General features: G+C 52.3%; 14 protein-coding genes. 13 read left to right on the top strand and 1 reads right to left on the bottom strand.

Translation table 11 applies throughout. From position 1 onward, the window contains the following. Positions 1–64 precede the first annotated feature (64 nt). Together ACTHPM_RS20630 and ACTHPM_RS20625 are read left to right on the top strand one after the other, a co-directional pair. On the top strand, positions 65–1,000 hold the full coding sequence (locus ACTHPM_RS20630; RefSeq protein ID WP_440421660.1) for a DMT family transporter: 936 nt from the start codon (positions 65–67) through the stop codon (positions 998–1,000). A gap of 95 nt (positions 1,001–1,095) precedes the next feature. Next, positions 1,096–1,434, top strand: coding sequence for a DsrE family protein (locus ACTHPM_RS20625; RefSeq protein WP_440396899.1), 339 nt, complete (start codon positions 1,096–1,098; stop codon positions 1,432–1,434). 271 nt (positions 1,435–1,705) lie between these two features. Here ACTHPM_RS20625 and ACTHPM_RS20620 read toward each other — a convergent pair whose 3' ends face one another. Continuing rightward, positions 1,706–2,026 (bottom strand): winged helix-turn-helix transcriptional regulator, encoded by a 321-nt coding sequence (locus ACTHPM_RS20620; RefSeq protein WP_440396900.1) that lies wholly within the window; start codon positions 2,024–2,026, stop codon positions 1,706–1,708. Positions 2,027–2,318: 292 nt separating this feature from the next. Between ACTHPM_RS20620 and zwf the strand changes: the two genes are divergently transcribed. The 11 genes from zwf to ACTHPM_RS20565 all read left to right on the top strand — a co-directional run bounded on the left by zwf (position 2,319) and on the right by ACTHPM_RS20565 (position 17,535). Further along, positions 2,319–3,821 carry a glucose-6-phosphate dehydrogenase gene (gene zwf / locus ACTHPM_RS20615; protein WP_440396901.1) on the top strand — a complete coding sequence of 501 codons (1,503 nt, stop codon included), beginning with the start codon at positions 2,319–2,321 and terminating at the stop codon, positions 3,819–3,821. A gap of 73 nt (positions 3,822–3,894) precedes the next feature. After that, entirely contained in the window at positions 3,895–4,788 is an 894-nt protein-coding gene (gene gnd, locus ACTHPM_RS20610) for a phosphogluconate dehydrogenase (NAD(+)-dependent, decarboxylating) (RefSeq protein ID WP_440396902.1), read from the top strand. A gap of 33 nt (positions 4,789–4,821) precedes the next feature. After that, a complete protein-coding gene (fsa, locus tag ACTHPM_RS20605) occupies positions 4,822–5,487 on the top strand; it encodes a fructose-6-phosphate aldolase (RefSeq protein WP_440396903.1) in 666 nt (221 codons plus the stop codon). Positions 5,488–5,690: 203 nt separating this feature from the next. After that, positions 5,691–6,701 carry a peptidylprolyl isomerase gene (locus ACTHPM_RS20600; protein WP_440396904.1) on the top strand — a complete coding sequence of 337 codons (1,011 nt, stop codon included), beginning with the start codon at positions 5,691–5,693 and terminating at the stop codon, positions 6,699–6,701. A gap of 35 nt (positions 6,702–6,736) precedes the next feature. Then, positions 6,737–8,677: a carbohydrate binding domain-containing protein gene (locus ACTHPM_RS20595; protein WP_440396905.1), complete on the top strand. Its 1,941-nt coding sequence runs from the start codon at positions 6,737–6,739 to the stop codon at positions 8,675–8,677. Between the two features lie 249 nt (positions 8,678–8,926). Beyond that, entirely contained in the window at positions 8,927–9,892 is a 966-nt protein-coding gene (locus ACTHPM_RS20590; protein ID WP_440396906.1) for an ABC transporter permease, read from the top strand. Next, positions 9,893–10,768 (top strand): carbohydrate ABC transporter permease, encoded by an 876-nt coding sequence (locus ACTHPM_RS20585; protein ID WP_440396907.1) that lies wholly within the window; start codon positions 9,893–9,895, stop codon positions 10,766–10,768. It begins immediately after the preceding gene. Between the two features lie 58 nt (positions 10,769–10,826). Next, on the top strand, positions 10,827–12,482 hold the full coding sequence (locus ACTHPM_RS20580) for an extracellular solute-binding protein (protein ID WP_440396908.1): 1,656 nt from the start codon (positions 10,827–10,829) through the stop codon (positions 12,480–12,482). 150 nt (positions 12,483–12,632) lie between these two features. Continuing rightward, a complete protein-coding gene (locus ACTHPM_RS20575) occupies positions 12,633–14,453 on the top strand; it encodes a sensor histidine kinase (RefSeq protein ID WP_440396909.1) in 1,821 nt (606 codons plus the stop codon). Further along, on the top strand, positions 14,450–15,883 hold the full coding sequence (locus ACTHPM_RS20570; RefSeq protein WP_440396910.1) for a response regulator transcription factor: 1,434 nt from the start codon (positions 14,450–14,452) through the stop codon (positions 15,881–15,883). The genes ACTHPM_RS20575 and ACTHPM_RS20570 overlap by 4 nt, the downstream gene beginning before the upstream one ends. After that, a complete protein-coding gene (locus tag ACTHPM_RS20565) occupies positions 15,880–17,535 on the top strand; it encodes a glycoside hydrolase domain-containing protein (RefSeq protein WP_440396911.1) in 1,656 nt (551 codons plus the stop codon). Before ACTHPM_RS20570 ends, ACTHPM_RS20565 begins: the two co-directional genes overlap by 4 nt. Positions 17,536–17,563 lie beyond the last annotated feature (28 nt).

The raw sequence follows: 17,563 nt of genomic DNA, 5'->3' as shown, positions 1-17,563 counted from the left end.
TTTTACATGATATCAAACCACGCATACACTGTATACATATTCTGTGAAAGAAGGCTAGATACGGATGAAATCCCGCTCTATTTTGGCATGTACCCTGTTTACGATGCTGGTTGCCGGCCTCAATTTTCCAATAGGCAAGATTGCCCTGGCGTTCGGCTCGCCTTTTGTGCTGCTGGCCATCCGCTTTATCGGAGCAGGACTCTTGATGCTGCCCTTCATCCTCCGGCGTCCACATCCACGGCAAGCCGCAGATTGGCTGAAGATAGCCGTAATCGGCCTCTTCCAGTCCGGACTCGTCATGGCAGGGATCTACCTGAGCATGGAAACCATCACGTCGGGGAGCTCCTCCATCCTCTCGTCGACGAATCCCATTTGGTTTATTGTTTTCAGCTTTCTGCTGTTTGGTGTTCGTTACCGAATTATTCAATGGCTCGGAGTTCTCGTCGGTTTTGCCGGTGTTGCCATGACGCAGGGCTTTAAGGTGCAGATGGAGGCTGGATTTTGGTATGCGCTTGGAGCCGGAATAGCTTGGGGTTTGGCAACGCTGCTGACCTCCCGCTGGGGGAAATTATATGACTCCTGGGTGATGGCTGCTTATCAAATGCTGATAGGCGGGGTGATTCTCCTTGCAGCCAGCCCGCTCCTGGAGCAGCCCGAGTTCCGCTTGGATCCGTCGGAGCTGGGCAAAGAGTTGTTCGTGATCGGCTGGATGATTCTCATGAGCTCCATCGCCCAGTTCGTCACCTGGTATTATGTGCTGCAGAACAGCGACCCCGGCAAAGCCAATGTATATTTATTCTTAATTCCGCTGTTCGGACTGCTGTCGGGTTGGCTGATTCTCGGAGAGCGGCTCCATACGTACGTGCTGGCGGGGGCTGCCTGTATCGGGCTTGGCATCATCTTCGTCAACTGGCCGGGCCGGCGGCCGACGGATGACGTGAACATTGAGGGAGCCGACTCGAACGTCCCGGCAAATACCGGAGGAACGTCTGCTAGGTAACCCGTTTCCGGATTCGATGTGGTTGCTTCCTTGCCTGGGGTGGGCTATCGTTGAGATGGAAGCACAACCTTAAAGGACGGAAGGGAAGGATTGGGATGCGCAATAAAGTGATTTTCTTAACGACAGACAGCTTGGGAAATGGTGAACGGGAACTGGGAACGCAGATCTTGGAGACGTTCTTCACCCTGCTGAAGCAGCGGGAGCAGCTTCCAGCGGCGATCTTCTGTGCCAACCGGGGCGTGCTTGCCCTGACGGAACAGTCTTTGGCTTCGGTCCATTTGAAGGAGCTGGCAGAGAGGGACGTACCCGTGCTGGCCTGCGCGACCTGCGTAGATTACTACGGCATCCGGGAACAGCTGAGCGTCGGGGAGATTTCAAGCATGGGGCATTTTATGGAACTGGCCGGGCAATATGAAGTGATGACGCTGGCTTAGTTCCGGCTCTTCATTGCGGGAAAGGGTGCTTATGCGGCACCGAGGCATTAAATTTTCTAGGGCTCTGCATCTTCTGATATGGAATGGACGAAGGAAAGCTCCCTTCCTTTATTCGTTTGAGATGCAGAGCTTTTTAGTGGACTTTTATAGCTTGCATATATTCATAAACCCAAGTGTAATATTACTTTGCGCATGTTATGTCTATATGGATATGTATATTTATACATATTTTTATTTGTAAACGCTAACATAAGTGCTTATCAGGAGCTTCCTAGTACCATTTCTCTGCCCATTCTTCTACGGCACGCAAAGCTCTCCCCAGCTCGGTTCCTTTTCGTGTTAGCGAATATTCGATGCGAATGGGACGGTCCGTAATGACGTTGCGGATCACGATGCCGCTGTCCTCGAGTTCCTTGATCCGCTCGTTCAGCATGCGCTTGCTGAGATCGGGGATATAGGCCTGAATTTCGCTGAAACGTTTGGGCTCTTCCATCAAGGTATGAATGATAAGATTGACCCACTTTTTACCTGTAATCTGATAGGCGAGTTCGATTTTCCCGCATAGCGGATTATCCTGCTTTTCTTCACTCATTTTACTCACTCCTCCATCACCTGGTTACTAAACATGATTAAGTTACTATGGATGTAAAATCGATGAAATGATGTTTATCACATGATGATTATACAACACTATATCACGGAAAGCGCTATCATTAAAGGCCTGCGGGCGCTGTTCATAATTTGGACAAAAAATGTTTGACAGAGCGGAAAAATGAGTTTAATATTGCCCATGTTAAGTAATCGGGTTATTTTTAGTAACCAATAAGCAGGGTTAACTGCTGCCGGCAGCTAGAAGTTTTTTGGATGGAATGGAGGAATATACTGTGGACAATATGTCATTTGTTTTGTTTGGAGGCACAGGGGATTTGGCCAAAAGAAAAATCTACCCTGCCCTATTCAATCTATATATAGATAACAAAATGCCAGAGGCCTTCTCGATTATCGCGCTGGGAAGAAAAGAGCAGACCCACGCGGAGTTTCAGCAGATCGTGGCGAAATCGCTCCAGACCTTCTCGAGAAGAGCGGCAAGCGATGCAAAAGTCGTTGAATCCTTCCTGCAATCGATCCGGTATTCCTCGCTGGATGCAGGCAACATTGAGGACTTCCGCAAGCTGCGGGGCCTGGTGGAATCCCGGGAGCGGGAGCTTGGCATTCCGGAGAACCGTATGTTCTACCTTTCGGTAGGACCGGAGTTTTTCGACGTCATCGCGCTGAGCATCAAGGAAAGCGGCCTGGGCACGACCAGCGGCTGGAAGCGTCTGATCATCGAGAAGCCGTTCGGACGCGATTTGAAATCGGCTCGGCATCTTAATGAGCAGCTCAGCAAGGCTTTTGATGAAGAAGAGATTTACCGCATTGACCACTACCTTGGCAAGTCGATGGTACAGAATCTTGAAATCCTCGAATCCTCGAATCCGATCCTGAAGGCCCTATGGTCCAACCATCATATTGCGAACGTGCAGATTACCGCGAGCGAAGTCGTCGGCGTCGAAGAAAGAGCCGGGTACTACGATAACTCCGGAGCCATCCGCGACATGGTACAGAATCATATGCTTCAGCTCCTCATGATGATCAGCATGCGTCTTCCGCGCAAGAGCGATGCGAGCGAAGTCCGCATGAAGAAAAGAAACGTCATGGAATCCCTTCGTCCGCTGCACATGGAGACCATTGCGAAGAACGTCGTCCGCGGCCAATACGCGGCAGGCGAAATGCAGGGCAAAGCCGTTCCGGGCTATACGGACGAGCCCAATGTGCCCAAAACCTCGAAGAACGATACCTTTATCGCGCTACGCCTGTGGATCGATAACTACTTCTGGAATGAAGTTCCCTTCTATATCCGTACAGGCAAACGCATGGCGGAAAAATCTACGCGGATCGTCATTGAATTTAAAGAGCCTTTAAAAGGACAAACTACCACGAGCGACCCTAACCTCCTGGTGATCGAAATTAATCCGAATGAAGGCATCTTTATTCAATTAAACAAAAAAGACCCGCTCAACACCGAAAAGCTTGAACCGATGCGCATTAATTTCTTCTCGAACGAAAAGGAACTGCCGGAAGCTTACGAAAACCTGATTTTCGATGCTGTCCGCGGCGATTCCACGTTCTTTGCCCATTGGGACGAAGTCGAGCTTTCATGGGAATACGTACAGCCGATTCTCGACGCATTCGAGCAGGACTTGATTCCATTGTCATACTACCCTGCAGGCTCCAATGGACCGGAAGCGTCCGATCAATTGGTTGAAGCGGATGGGTTCAAGTGGTGGCTGGATAACGCCCCGGCTGCCAAGAAGGAAGAGGAAAAGGTATTGGTAACCCAAGCCTGATCCTGAGCGCAAAGAGATCATACTGGTTAAGTAATATTAAATAGATAAAAAAGCATGGTGTGGAGGTAATAATATGAAAGTCGGATTAATCGGATTAGGTAAAATGGGTCTTAACCTGGGACAAAATCTTTTGGATCATCAGCATAACGTGGCTGCCTTTGACCTGAACACGGCGGCGGTCGAAGAGCTGAAAAGCAAAGGCGCTGAAGGCGCGGCAAGCCTGAAAGAGCTTGTAAGCAAACTGGAATCCCCGCGCATTCTCTGGATCATGGTTCCGCATGCCGTGGTTGACTCCGTCATCGACGAGCTGTCTCCGCTTCTGTCCAAAGGCGACATCGTGATCGAAGCCGGCAACTCTCATTACAAAGAGTCCATCGCCAGATACAACAAGCTCAAGGAAATCGGTGTGAGCTTCCTTGATGTGGGCACTTCCGGCGGCATGGAAGGCGCACGCAACGGCGCATGCTACATGATCGGCGGCGACCAGGAAGCTTGGAACATCGTGGAACCGATCTTCAAGGATACCGCTGTGGAGAATGGTTACCTGTACGCAGGCAAAGCCGGCAGCGGCCACTTCCTCAAAATGGTCCATAACGGCGTAGAGTACGGCATGATGGCTGCCATCGGCGAAGGCTTCGAAGTGCTGGAGAAGAGCGATTTCGATTACGACTATGAGAAAGTGGCACGCGTATGGAATAACGGCTCCGTTATTCGCTCTTGGCTCATGGAGTTGACGGAGCAGGCCTTCTCCAAAGACGCGAACCTCGATGGCATTAAAGGTGTCATGCAGTCTTCCGGCGAAGGCAAATGGACCGTGGAAACCGCGTTGGATCTGCAAACCGCGACTCCGGTTATTGCACTCTCCCTGCTCATGCGTTATCGTTCTCTTGAGAACGATTCGTTCACGGGCAAGGTGGTTGCAGCCCTTCGCAATGAGTTTGGCGGCCATGCCGTTATCAAAAACTAAAAATTTTAAAAACAAATTGGAGGTAAGTGAATCATGAAATTTTTTATCGATACTGCGAATCTTGATGACATCAAAAAGGCATACAAAACCGGCGTATTGTCCGGCGTAACGACCAACCCTTCGCTGGTAGCCAAAGAAGGCGTGAAATTCGAAGACCGCATCGAAGAAATTTTGAAGGTCGTTCCCGAGGTGGAATCCGTTTCTGCCGAAGTGACACCGGACGCTGAATCCGCGGCTGACATGATTGCTCAAGCAGAAGAGCTGATCAAGATCAACGGCGGCGACAAAAATATCACGATCAAGCTGCCAATGACCCTCGACGGTCTGGAAGCTTGCCGCTACCTCACCAAAAAAGGCGTGAAAACGAACGTTACCCTGATCTTCACCGTGAACCAGGCATTGCTGGCTGCACGTGCAGGCGCAACCTACGTTTCCCCATTCCTGGGCCGCCTCGATGACATTTCGGAAGACGGCGTGCTGCTCGTATCCAAAATCGCCGAGCTGTTCCGCATTCATAACCTGGACGCGCAAATCATTGCCGCTTCGGTCCGCCATCCGGATCACGTTACCCGCGTAGCCATGGCTGGAGCGCATATCGCAACCGTACCGTTCAGCGTCATCGCGCAGCTTGTGAAACATCCGCTAACCGATCAAGGCATCGAGAAGTTTGCAGCTGACTGGAAAAACGCTACGAAATAAGGTTCCTTAAATATTGTGTTTCATAATAATGCCCGCAAGATGAGCCCTTGATAACCGACGGCTCTCTCTGCGGGCTTTTTAGCGTCGGATGAATCAAAAACTAAAAATCCAATATACGGCAACTAAAAAATGATCATACGAAGCAAGGAGGTGGGTTATTATAATCTAATTTGAAAGCGCTATCATTGGAAGGTGGTGAATACTTGAAGGGAAAAGCTTATGGAGCGGGCGTTTTGATCAGCGTATGTGCGGTGGTGCTGTTGTCCGCCTTGTTTCTTTGGAATGATAACGCCGTGAAACCTCGTGCCAATATTGTGGCTTATATCAATAATGAACCCATAGATAAGGAAGAGTTTCTTCTGCTGGCCCAGCAGCAGCGCGGCTATCGGGAGGAGAAGGACGGGAAGCTGTCCGGATCTTTGAAAAAAAGGGTGATGGAATCACTCATCCAAATAAAGACCGCCCAGCAGGAAGCCGTCCGGCAGGGAATATCGGAAAAAAGCGCGTACGATTCTCTTACCTTGGAACTGGAGCAGGAAAACAAGCGCAGGGCCGAAGCCGTGCGGAGCAAGCAGGTTATATACGGGCCGCGGCAGTTTACCTTGCAGTCTTATTATGATTACAAGCATGCAAGCACGTTGAATCAGCTGAGGACGGTTTGGAAAAAAGGGCAGTCGAATGGCGAAGAAGAGGCTCTTCGTACCTACTATATGGAAAACCGTGATCAGCTTGCAAGAAAACACGATATCTTCCGGATCTTTAAATTAACGGAGCCCTCTATGGACAAAGAGGGGAATTTAGGGGACCAGGAGCGCCGCGAGGCCAACGGGCGTATAGAGGTGCTGCTGGAGCAACTGAAGGGGGGGATTCCGTTCATGAAGCTATATGAGTCACGAAAAGACAAGCCCGGATGGACTGGTATCGAGGTGATCGGAGAGGGAAATTATCGCGATATGGCTAAATACCGGAGCGGATTCTATGAGCTTGCGGCAGGCCTGCGGCCGGGAGAGAGCGGGATAGCGGAAGAAAACGGAGTCATGTCCATCATCTATTGCGATACACGAACCGAAGGAGGCTATCTTTCCTTTGAAGAGGTCCGGGAGGAGGTGATGCTGCAGTACGAGGACAAGGCCTTCGGGGAGTATCTGGAAAGGCTTGCATCTGAAGCGGAAGTTCGGCTGACAGGATTATACGGCACTATGAAGGCGGAGTGAGCTGTAATTCGAAAAGAAGAAACGGAGGACGGAAAATGAAAAAGATCGTTTGGCGCGGAGTGCTTGCTGCAGCTTTTTTCACGTTATGCGGGGCTGCATGTTTTGCGGTCTCGGCTTCGGCAGCGAATTACTATGTGGATTCCGAAAGCGGCGACGACAGCAACACGGGTACCGATCAGGCGGCGCCATGGAAGACGCTGTCCCAAGTAAACGCAACGGCGTTTCAACCTGGCGACAGCATTGCTTTCAAACGCGGAGGCTCATGGACCGGAAAGCTGTGGCCGAAAGGGAGCGGGACCGCGCAGGCTCCGATCGTCGTGGATGCCTACGGCACCGGAAGTCCGCCCTTTCTGAACGGAAACGGCGAGGAGGCGGCCGTTTATCTATACAACCAGCAGTATTGGGAAATTAAAAACTTGGAGATTACGAATGATAACGGGACGAGCTCGCGTCGAATGGGAATTTATGTCGTTAACGAAGGCGCAGGCCTGCTGAATCACATTTATGTGATCGGAAATAACGTTCACGATGTTTACGGCAACAATGCCAAGGACGGCAACGGCAGCGGTGGGATCAAGATCCGCACGAAAACGGGCAGCATCAAATCGAACTACAATGACGTACGCATCGACGGGAATACAGTGGGGCCGCGGGTGGACCGGACGGGCATAGACGTTAATTCCGGTTACGGGTGCCGGAACGACAGCGGCTGTACCGGGACGAACAACTGGTATCCCAGTACGAACGTAATCATCGAGAACAACTACGTAAACGATGTCGGCGGCGACGGCATCGTGCCGATGGTTACACAGGGAGCGGTTGTGCAGTATAACACCGTGAATGGCTTTAACATGCGCTCGGGAACTCCGAATGCAGGGATATGGACCTGGAATGCGGATGATACCATCATTCAGTATAATGAGGCTTTTAATGGCAAAACGACGCGGGACGGACAAGGGTTTGACATCGACTATGGCCAGTCGCGGACGATCGTCCAATACAACTACAGCCACGACAATGACGGAGGATTTATCCTGATCTGCCAGCCGGGAGGGGCTAAGAATGAAGGCGGCATCGTCCGTTATAATATCAGCCAGAACGATTACGCGCGCACGTTCCATTTAATCGGGCCTACAACCAATACATCAGTCTATAACAACACGATCTATCTGCCGGCAGGAAGCACAACCTCTCCGATTGTGGCCGGTTCCTGGGGCGGATATACGAAGTCGATCGCCTTTTACAATAACGTCTGGCAATTGGACGGAAGCGGCACATGGCAGGGGCTGTCCAACATTGCCAGTTTCACGTTCGACAACAATACGATTTACGGCGTTCATACGGCGGGGGAACCTGCCGATGCGAACAAATCGACCGCGAATCCCCTGCTGGCTGCACCCGGTACCGGCGTGAACCGGAGCACGGTGGATGGCTATAAGCTGCTGCAGGGATCGCCTTCTCTAGGCTCTGGTCTGCTGATAAGCAGCAATGGCGGCAAGGATTACTGGGGCAATGCGGTCTCGCAGTCGAATGCGCCGAACCGGGGGGCTTATAACGGCCCGGGGATACAGGGAACGCCTGCAAGCATCGTGAAAAACGGCGGCTTTGAAACGGGAGCCTTGTCGCCCTGGACGAACTGGAATACGGCCAGCGTCGTGAGCGGTAATGCCAGAAGCGGCACCTATGCTCTGCGTTTGAACGGGGGACAGGGATCGGCTGAACAGATTATTGCGGTGCAGCCGAACACGACCTATACGCTGAAGGGGTATGCCAAGACGGATAACGGCAGCCAGCCGGTACGGATCGGCGTGAAGAATTACGGGGGGGCGGAGCAATACGCCGTCATTACCAGCACCTCTTACGCGCTCGGTACCTTTACCTTTACGACAGGTGTCTCCAACACGGCAGCCACGATTTATGTGTACAAGCCTTCGGGTACGGGCTATGCTTACGGTGACGATGTGAGCGTTCAGTAGCATGGATGAATAGTCGATTGAGGCGATAACAGGGTGGAGAACGCTGTGGAGAACGGTCAAATCTGACCCCGGTCAGACCTGGCTGCTCTCCGCTTTTTTTTATGTGCGATCCAGGATAGCTGAAACTAAAAATCGGATATACAACAACTAAAGAAACGCTATACGAAGGCGGCGGGAACTTTTCTATAATTTTGTTGTAAGCGTTAACAACGATTGTGCGATATCGAAAATGAAGACAGGAGGGGCTCTATGCTGGAACGCAGGACGAACAGAACGGAAGGGCCGCAGCCCGGCGCGGGGCGCATCCGCAGCGGCATGGCCAGGCATGCGTGGGAAGCCAGGTACTTATACATCCTGCTGCTGCCGTTGGTTGCTTATTATGTCGTATTTCACTATTACCCGATGTACGGGATTATCATTGCTTTTAAAGAGTACAGCTTCTCTAAAGGGATTATGGGCAGCCCCTGGGTCGGATTCAAGCAGTTTGAATCCATGTTCAGCCTTCCCCAGTTTTTCGATGTGCTGAAGAACACGCTGATTCTTGCCGCGGGGCGGATTATTATCGAGTTTCCGATTCCGATTATTTTCGCCCTACTGCTGAACGAGGTCCGGCGTACGTTCGCCAAGCGCTTTTACCAGACGGTCTTTACATTTCCGCATTTTCTCTCCTGGGTGATCGTCTCGGGCATTCTGATCAACTTTCTGAGCGACTCCGGCGTCCTGAACCAGCTGCTGCAGCTCGTCGGCCTTCCAAAAATCAATTTGCTGATGGAGCCGTCGAGCTTCCGCGGCCTTTTGTTCGGTACGAGCATCTGGAAGGAGATGGGCTGGGGAACGATTATCTACCTGGCTGCCATTGCGGGCATTGATCCCGCGCTGTATGAGGCGGCAAGCATCGACGGGGCGAACCGGTTCCAGCGAATGTTGAAAATTACCTGGCCCTCGATTCGCAGCACGGCCGCGGTGCTTTTCATTTTGCAGGTGGGCAACATCATGAACGGAGCGGGATTTGACCAAATCTTCAACATGTATCACCCCGGGGTATACGAAGTGTCGGATATTCTTGATACCTTCATCTACCGTTCAACCTTCTATGAAGGCGGCAGCTTCAGCTTCTCGACGGCGGTCGGCGTGTTCAAATCCGTTATCAACTGCATTCTGCTGATCATTGCCAATCAGGCGGTCAAACGCATGGGTCAAGGAGGACTGATGTAAATGGTTGAAAAAAGAGGCTGGCCGAACGTTGTCATTCATCTGATCCTCATCTTTGTGGCCGTGCTGATTCTGGTGCCCATGTATAACGTGGTGCTGATTTCGTTTGCCAATCCGAGTGCCATTGCCAAACAGGCGATCTACCTGATCCCGACGTCTTTTGACCTAAGCTCGTACAAGTACATTTTTTCCGGCGGAACCGTGTTCAGAGCTCTTGGGATATCGGCCATCGTCACTATCGTCGGCACGCTAGTCAACATCGTGCTGACCACCTTCGGTGCGTATGCGCTTTCGAAAAAGCACCTTCCGGGCAAAAATGCCTTTCTTGTCGGCATTCTGATTACGATGCTCTTTAACGGCGGGCTGATTCCCATCTACCTGACGGTCAAGCAGCTCGGACTGATTAACAACGTCATGTCCATGATTTTGCCGCTTGCCATCAATACGTTTTATCTGATTATCATGCTGACGTATTTCCGCACGGTGCCAGAGGCGCTGGAGGAATCGGCCAAGATCGATGGGGCGAACGATATCCAGGTGCTGCTCCGGATCGTGCTTCCGATCTCCATGCCGACGATTGCCGCCATTACCCTGTTCTACGCGGTGGACCGCTGGAACGAATGGTGGAGCGCGCTCCTGTATATATCCGAGACGAACAAGTTTCCGATGCAGCTGTATTTGCGGGAGATGCTGGTGGACGTCAATAAAATGATGAATAACGCCTATGCTGCCTCCATGGCTTCCGAGATGCGCAACACGTATCCAGAGGGTCTTAAAATGGCGACGGTCGTCGTCACCATGCTGCCCGTTATGTGCATCTATCCGTTTCTTCAGCGCTTTTTCTCAGCGGGCGTCATGATCGGATCATTAAAAGAGTGATTGCGGCCTAAGAGCCATAATCCATAAGAAAGAAAACAAACGAAGGAGGGGTCAGTTTATGGTATCAAAAGGGTGGAACAAGCTTGCGACGGGCGCCGTCTCGCTGCTGATGGTGTTTTCGCTGGCGGCATGCGGCGGCGGTAAGACGGAGGAAGCGGGTACGGCTAATAACGAAGCGAAGGAATCAGGGGGAACGAAAGCGGAAACGCCGGCCGACGACAGCAAAAAGCTGGATATCAGCCTCGGCATGTGGGATGCCGACAAAGCGTTTACGAACCGGGACAGCGATGATCTATTGAAAAAGGTGGAAGGAGATTTCAATGTCACGCTTAAGCCCAAAAACGTAAGCTGGTCGGACTATCAGGAGAAGTTCCGGTTATGGGCCGCCGCGGACGAACTGCCGGATATCATTGCCACGGATATGTTCAATACGGCTACATACAATCAGTGGATCGAGCAGGGTATCATCCGTCCGCTGCCGGATGACTTGAGCAAGTACCCGAATGTGAAGAAGGTGATGGATCAGGCCGACGTACAGCCGCTGAAGGTGGACGGCAAGTTCTACATGATTCCGAGACTGACCTTCGACTCTACGGATGAATGGGTCATGGAACGCGGATTGATCGTCCGCAAGGATTGGATGGAGAAGCTCAATATTCCGGTACCGAAATCCTATGACGATTATAAAAATATGCTGATCAAGTTTGCGAGCGAGGATCCCGACAGCAACGGCAAAAAAGACACGGTAGGGGTCACGCTGCGGCTCCCATCCTTCTTGGATACGCCGCTCTTGGGCTCGATTCCGCAATACAGCAACGAGGGCTGGTTGTATGAAGACGGCAAATGGATTCCGTCGGTTGCATCTGCGAAAATGGTTGACGGGTTGAAGCAGCTCCGCGATTTGTATACGAGCGGCGGCCTGGATCCCGATTTTCCGATTCTGAAAAACGATGATGGACAAGAAAAGTTCGCTCAGAATAAAGCCGGGGCTATCTTCAATCAGATCTCTATCGCAAAGCTTGCCGGACTGAAGACGCTGTGGTCGAAGTATCAGCATGACAAGCCATTCGAGGAGTCCGTTGCCATTCTGCCGATTTGGCCGGACCTGGACGGCAATACGTACCGGTTTGTGCAAACCTCCTTCTGGTCGGAAAGTTATTTCAGCGCCAAAGTCGACGACGTCAAGATGGACCGCATCCTGAAAATGTATGATTTCCTGCTGTCGCAGGAAGGCGACATGCTCGTGCGGTACGGTTTTGAAGGCAAGGATTACAAGAAGGAGGGCGACAAAATCCTCGTTACCCGGCCGATTGACGCCAAAACGGGCTCGATGAAGGCGCTAAAGGATGTATACCCTTCCCAGCAGGTGCTCGCGATGGTGGCAAGATGGCGCGAGGATACCTATCTGGAGGACAGCGTGAAACGGATGCAGTTCGGCGACGCGCTCGTGGAAAAAGTTGATGAAGCGTACAAAAAGCTCACGGGCGAAGCCAAACCGATCCCGACGGCGTTCGATATCAAGCTGATGTCCACGCCTGCCAAGGATAAAGTCATGGGCATCAAATTCATCGACGATATTACGAAGGTCGTCATTGGCAAGGATGATCCGGCAAAAATGTGGGAGACCGTCCTGAAGGGCTATGAGGCCAAGGGCTTGAACGAAGCTATTAAAGAAGTAAACGATAAGGCTGCGGAAATGGGCATTAAGCCGTAAACCGAAGCGGGACCACGAGCACTTCCTCTGCAGGTTATGCCTGTGGAGGAAGTTTATTGCATATTCAGGATCGAATCTATGCGATAATGGGGGAAAATGCGCTGCGAGACGTCTTATGGCATCCTAGAGCCACGGGGGAGGATTCACCTCTTGCTAAACTACATTCGGAGTCTGCCGATCCGGCGGCAGCTGTTTCTTATTATTATGGCCTTTATGCTGCTGCTCTTCGGGGTCATGGCCACGGCCTATATCTTTACATCGAGGTGGTTGTACCATCAGAACAGCGACTATTCTTATTTGCTGTTGAATAAGATCAGGCAGCATATTTCCGCGCAAAATACGGCGACCAATCGCTTGATTCAGGGGATGGCTTATAACGAATCGGTTCAGCAGTATTTGCTGGAGACAAAGGACCAGTCGCCAGGGAGATACGAACTGTACAGACAGACAGACACTCTGGTTGCCCGATACAGCTCGCTTCGCGAAGGCATTATGGACGTGACCATCATCGGGAATAACGGCAGCAATTTTAACCTGATGATCGACAGCCAAAAGCGCGAGGCAGTCATGCGTACCATAGAAGAAATGGCGTTTAAAAATTACAGCGGCTCGAATCCTTATTACAAGGGGCTCATCGTTAATCATAACGGAGACAAGGAGAATCAGTATTTCCTGGTGGGGCTTCCTATCAACAATGCCATGCCGACCTCGACCGTCGGCAGGCGGCTGGGGTACATGGTCGTATTCATGAAGCCATCCTCCTTCATCTCCAATATGGAGGAGGTGTACCAGAATGCCTTCGGCAAAATTTACGTGCTCGACCGGAACAACGTCGTCGTCGCAGCGAGCGGTGGCGGGCATATCGGGGAAACCTATGCGCTCGATAGGCTGGAGAAGGCCGGCAGCGGAAACTACGTTTTTTACGATGAGCAGCATATCCGCCATATCGTAAGAATGGTTGATCTGCCCGATATTGGAGGGAAGATCATCAACGTCATTTCCGAAAAGGAGCTGCTGCGCGGAATGACAGACATTCGAAAGGTGTACATGTTCATTCTAGCCTTAACGGTTCCGGCCTTGATCTTCATGGCGATCGTGTTCGGCAAAAACATCGTCTCCCCCATCCGGATGTTCATCCGGTCCATCAACGCGTTGAAGATGGGGCATTTTCAGAAAGAGAGATCCGAGATCAAGCTGGACGGATATTTGGAAATCAAAATCATGGCCGGAAAATTCAATGAAATGATCGAGGCGATCGACGATCTGACGGAAGAAGCGGTAGCCTCGCGCATGCGGATCTATGAGCTGGAACTATCCAAGCAGTCGGCGGAGCTGTCCTATCTCAAGCATCAGGTCAATCCGCATTTTCTGTACAATACCCTCGCATCCATGAAGGGGCTGGCCGCCGAGCTCGGCATGCCGCAGTTCGTGGAGATTACCGGTGCCCTAAGCCAGATTTACAAATACAGCATCAAGGGTGCGGAGCGGGTAACGCTGCGCGAGGAGCTGGACATCGTGAAGTTCTACGTTAAAATCCAGCAGTTCCGCTTCGAGGACCGTTTTGACGTGTATTACGACGTGGATCCCCAGCTGCACGACCGTAAAATCATCAAGATGATTTTGCAGCCCATCGTGGAGAATGCCTTATCGCATGGCTTGGAACGGAAAATGGATAAGGGCACGCTCTGGATCGGCGGGTGCGACAACGGGCAGGGGGCTCTCGTGCTCTGGGTCAAGGATGACGGCGAGGGTATTCCGCCGGATCAGCTTGCGCGGCTCCAGCAAGCCTTGTCGGGACACGCCGAGCGGGAAACCGCAGCTGCCGACAACCACAGCCTGGGACTGATGAACGTCCATAGAAGGCTGCAGCTGTCTTATGGAAGCGGTTCCGGAGTTGCGATCAGAAGCTCGCCCACCGCGGGTACAGAAGTATATCTGACGATTTTGGCCAAAGAGGGTGAGGATGGTTGAAGTATAAAATAGTGCTGGTCGACGATGAAAAATGGGTCTTGAAAGATATGCGCCTTTCTGTAGACTGGGAATCATACGGGTATGAAGTGGTTGGCGAAGCCATGAATGGGATTCTGGGCTTGAAGGTCATTCAAGAGCAGCGGCCCCATCTAGTGATCACGGATGTCCGCATGCCGGGGATGGACGGTCTGGAGCTGATTCGCGAGGTGAACCGACTGGAGCTCGATACCCGATTCATCGTATCGAGTGGTCACGCCGAATTCGAATACGCCCAGCAGGCTATCAATGCCGGTGCCATCGGATACTGCCTGAAGCCTTTCGAAGAGCAGGAGATGGCGGGCTTGCTGACCCGGTTCAGGGCGATGCAGCAGGAGAAGGAGCTTCTCCTGCAAATGGAGCTGCTGTATTTCATGTCGGACCGGATCGAGTCCAAGGCGTATGCTGCCCAATTGTTACACCGCATGAATCTGTCGTGGGATAACGGTCAAGGCATGTTGGTGGTTGCCGTCATCGGGGAGAACGAAGAGCCGCCGGGAGTCTCCGTCCCCCTGATCCGGCTGCGGACCGGCAGGCAGGAGACCATGTACCTGCTAAGGGCCGGCCCGGATGGAAGCATGGACGGGGAACTGGCGGCAAGTCTGCTGCTGGCGCCGGCTGTGAAGGGCATAGGCTGCTCCAGGACCTTGCTGGATGCCGGCCAGCTGCACTGCGCTTATCAGGAGGCCGAAGCTGCTTCCTACCAGTATTTTATGACGGGACTGAAGGGTCTTTATATGCCTGTTGCCGAACGCTCCTGGCCGGAGATCAAGGATCTTTGGCAGCAGATGGGAAATCCGCTGAATCCGGAGCAGGTAACGAAGCTGTGCGACATGTTCGGAAGGTTTGCGGCTCGCGGGACCGTGGATATTCAGGATGCGCTGCGGTTCTGCAATACGTTCTTCCTCATGCACAGCGGCCAGGCCGATCAGGATGAATACATTCACGGTTACGAGCAGTTGGTGGAAAAATACGGGACGCTCGCGAATATGCTGAAAGAGATCAGGCTCTTCTCCTTCTCCCCGCAGCAGGTCGACCTGGAAGCAGATGCAAGCGTCAGGCACGAAACCCTGCAGGACATCATGCATTACCTGGATGGGCATTTCACGGAGGATGTCTCGCTCAAGAGCATCTCGGAGCAGTTCTACGTCAATCCCAGCTACTTAAGCCAGCTGTTCCGGAAGGTGGCAAAGACGACATTTCTGCAGTATGTAACGGATAAGCGGATTGCTTACGCCTGCCGGCTGCTGGGCTCTTCTCGTCTTACAATATACGAGGTGTCGGAGCAGTCGGGGTATCCGAATTATTTTTATTTCGCGAAAGTTTTCAAGAAAAACGTAGGCAAGACCCCCACGCAATATCGGGAGGAGACGAAGGGAGGATGCAGTATATGACGAAGCAATTCGAGACGCGCACGGTCCATTCTTTGGTGAAGGTGTTTGCCGACGAGGAGCTGCTGGAACAGGCAGCAGCAAGCGGTGCCGCGCTCCAAAATGAAGTATTCTCATATCAGGTGGCCTACCGGCCGAAGCAGCTGATGCCGGCTATTCAAGTGAAGGTCGATTCAAAAATCGGGGACTACATTACGCTTCGCAGCGTCGGCCTGGCGCCGTCGGAATTCCCTGTGCAGCCTGATCATGACGACAACATGCTGCGGACCACGCCTGGCCTGTATCCGGACCCGCTGCTGCCGCTGGACGGCGGCTTGCGCGCATATCCGGGCCAATGGCGTTCGATTTGGGTTACGGTGAATCCAAGAAATGATGTAGAGCCTGGCATATACCCGATTCGGGTAAGCTTTGAAACGGAATCGGGGGAGGCGCTGGCGGAGGAGCGCTTTGAGCTTGAGATCATCGGGGCGAAGCTGCCCGAGCAGCAGCTTGTGCATACGCAGTGGTTTCACGCGGACTGCCTGACGACACACTATCATACGGATGCGTTCAGCGAAAGGCACTGGGAGCTCCTGAAACGATACATACAAACCGCGGTGGATCACGGCATCAATATGCTGCTTACGCCTCTCTTCACGCCTCCGCTCGACACGGAAGTCGGGGGAGAACGTCCGACCGTGCAGTTGATCGATGTTGAGGTGACGGGGGTGGATCAGTACCGTTTCGGATTTGACCGCCTGAAAAGATGGGTTGAGCTGTGCAACGAATGCGGCGTCAAGTATTTCGAATTCTCACATCTGTTCACACAGTGGGGCGCACGGCATGCACCGAAAATTATGGCGACCGTCGATGGTGAAGCAAGGCGCATCTTCGGCTGGGAGACCGACGCGTCGGGCGAAGCTTATCATGCATTTCTGAATCAATTCCTGCCGCAGCTGGTGAGCTGGATTCGGGAGAACGGGCTGGAGAGCCGCAGCTATTTCCATATTTCCGATGAGCCGACGCTGGATCACCTTGAATCTTACGAAAGTGCCCGTAATATCGTGAAGGATCTTCTCGAGGGATTTCCGATTATCGACGCTTTGTCGGATTACGATTTCTATGAAAAGGGCCTTGTGGAGAATCCGATACCTGCTAACAACCACATCGAACCCTTCCTGGAACACGGAGTCACGCCGCTGTGGACGTATTACTGCGTATCGCAGTACAAGGATGTATCCAACCGGTTCTTCGCCATGCCGTCCGCGCGCAACCGGATTCTGGGCTATCAATTGTACAAATACGATGCAGTCGGCTTCTTGCACTGGGGCTATAATTTTTGGTATACACAATACTCCAAGAAGGTGATCGATCCGTTCCGCGTCACGGACGCTGGGGGCGTCTTCCCTTCAGGTGACTCATTCCTGGTTTATCCGGGCGAGGAAGGCCCGATCGAGTCGATCCGGATGGAGGTCCTGCGCGAAGCGCTGCAGGATTTGCGGGCGCTGCGCCTCCTGGATGAGCTGATGGGCCGGGAAGCAGTGCTTGCGGCGCTGGATGAAGGCTTGGATGAGCCGATTACCTTCAGCAGGTATCCGAAGGAAGCGGCATGGATTGTATCCAAACGGGACTGGATCAACGGAAAGATTAAAGAACATGTCATGCTGAAACAATAAATGGTTGAAGAGAGGCATCCGCGGATGC

Source organism: Paenibacillus sp. SAFN-054 (assembly GCF_051966755.1).
Classification (GTDB): domain Bacteria; phylum Bacillota; class Bacilli; order Paenibacillales; family Paenibacillaceae; genus Paenibacillus_AQ.
This window is presented reverse-complemented; position numbering and strand designations above follow the sequence as displayed.

Coding starts and splice junctions, on each gene's coding strand:
- ACTHPM_RS20630 (WP_440421660.1), top strand. CDS start 65: ATGAAATCCCGCTCTATTTTGGCATGTACCCTGTTTACGATGCTGGTT.
- ACTHPM_RS20625 (WP_440396899.1), top strand. CDS start 1,096: ATGCGCAATAAAGTGATTTTCTTAACGACAGACAGCTTGGGAAATGGT.
- ACTHPM_RS20620 (WP_440396900.1), bottom strand. CDS start 2,026: ATGAGTGAAGAAAAGCAGGATAATCCGCTATGCGGGAAAATCGAACTC.
- gnd (WP_440396902.1), top strand. CDS start 3,895: ATGAAAGTCGGATTAATCGGATTAGGTAAAATGGGTCTTAACCTGGGA.
- fsa (WP_440396903.1), top strand. CDS start 4,822: ATGAAATTTTTTATCGATACTGCGAATCTTGATGACATCAAAAAGGCA.
- ACTHPM_RS20595 (WP_440396905.1), top strand. CDS start 6,737: ATGAAAAAGATCGTTTGGCGCGGAGTGCTTGCTGCAGCTTTTTTCACG.
- ACTHPM_RS20590 (WP_440396906.1), top strand. CDS start 8,927: ATGCTGGAACGCAGGACGAACAGAACGGAAGGGCCGCAGCCCGGCGCG.
- ACTHPM_RS20585 (WP_440396907.1), top strand. CDS start 9,893: ATGGTTGAAAAAAGAGGCTGGCCGAACGTTGTCATTCATCTGATCCTC.
- ACTHPM_RS20580 (WP_440396908.1), top strand. CDS start 10,827: ATGGTATCAAAAGGGTGGAACAAGCTTGCGACGGGCGCCGTCTCGCTG.
- ACTHPM_RS20565 (WP_440396911.1), top strand. CDS start 15,880: ATGACGAAGCAATTCGAGACGCGCACGGTCCATTCTTTGGTGAAGGTG.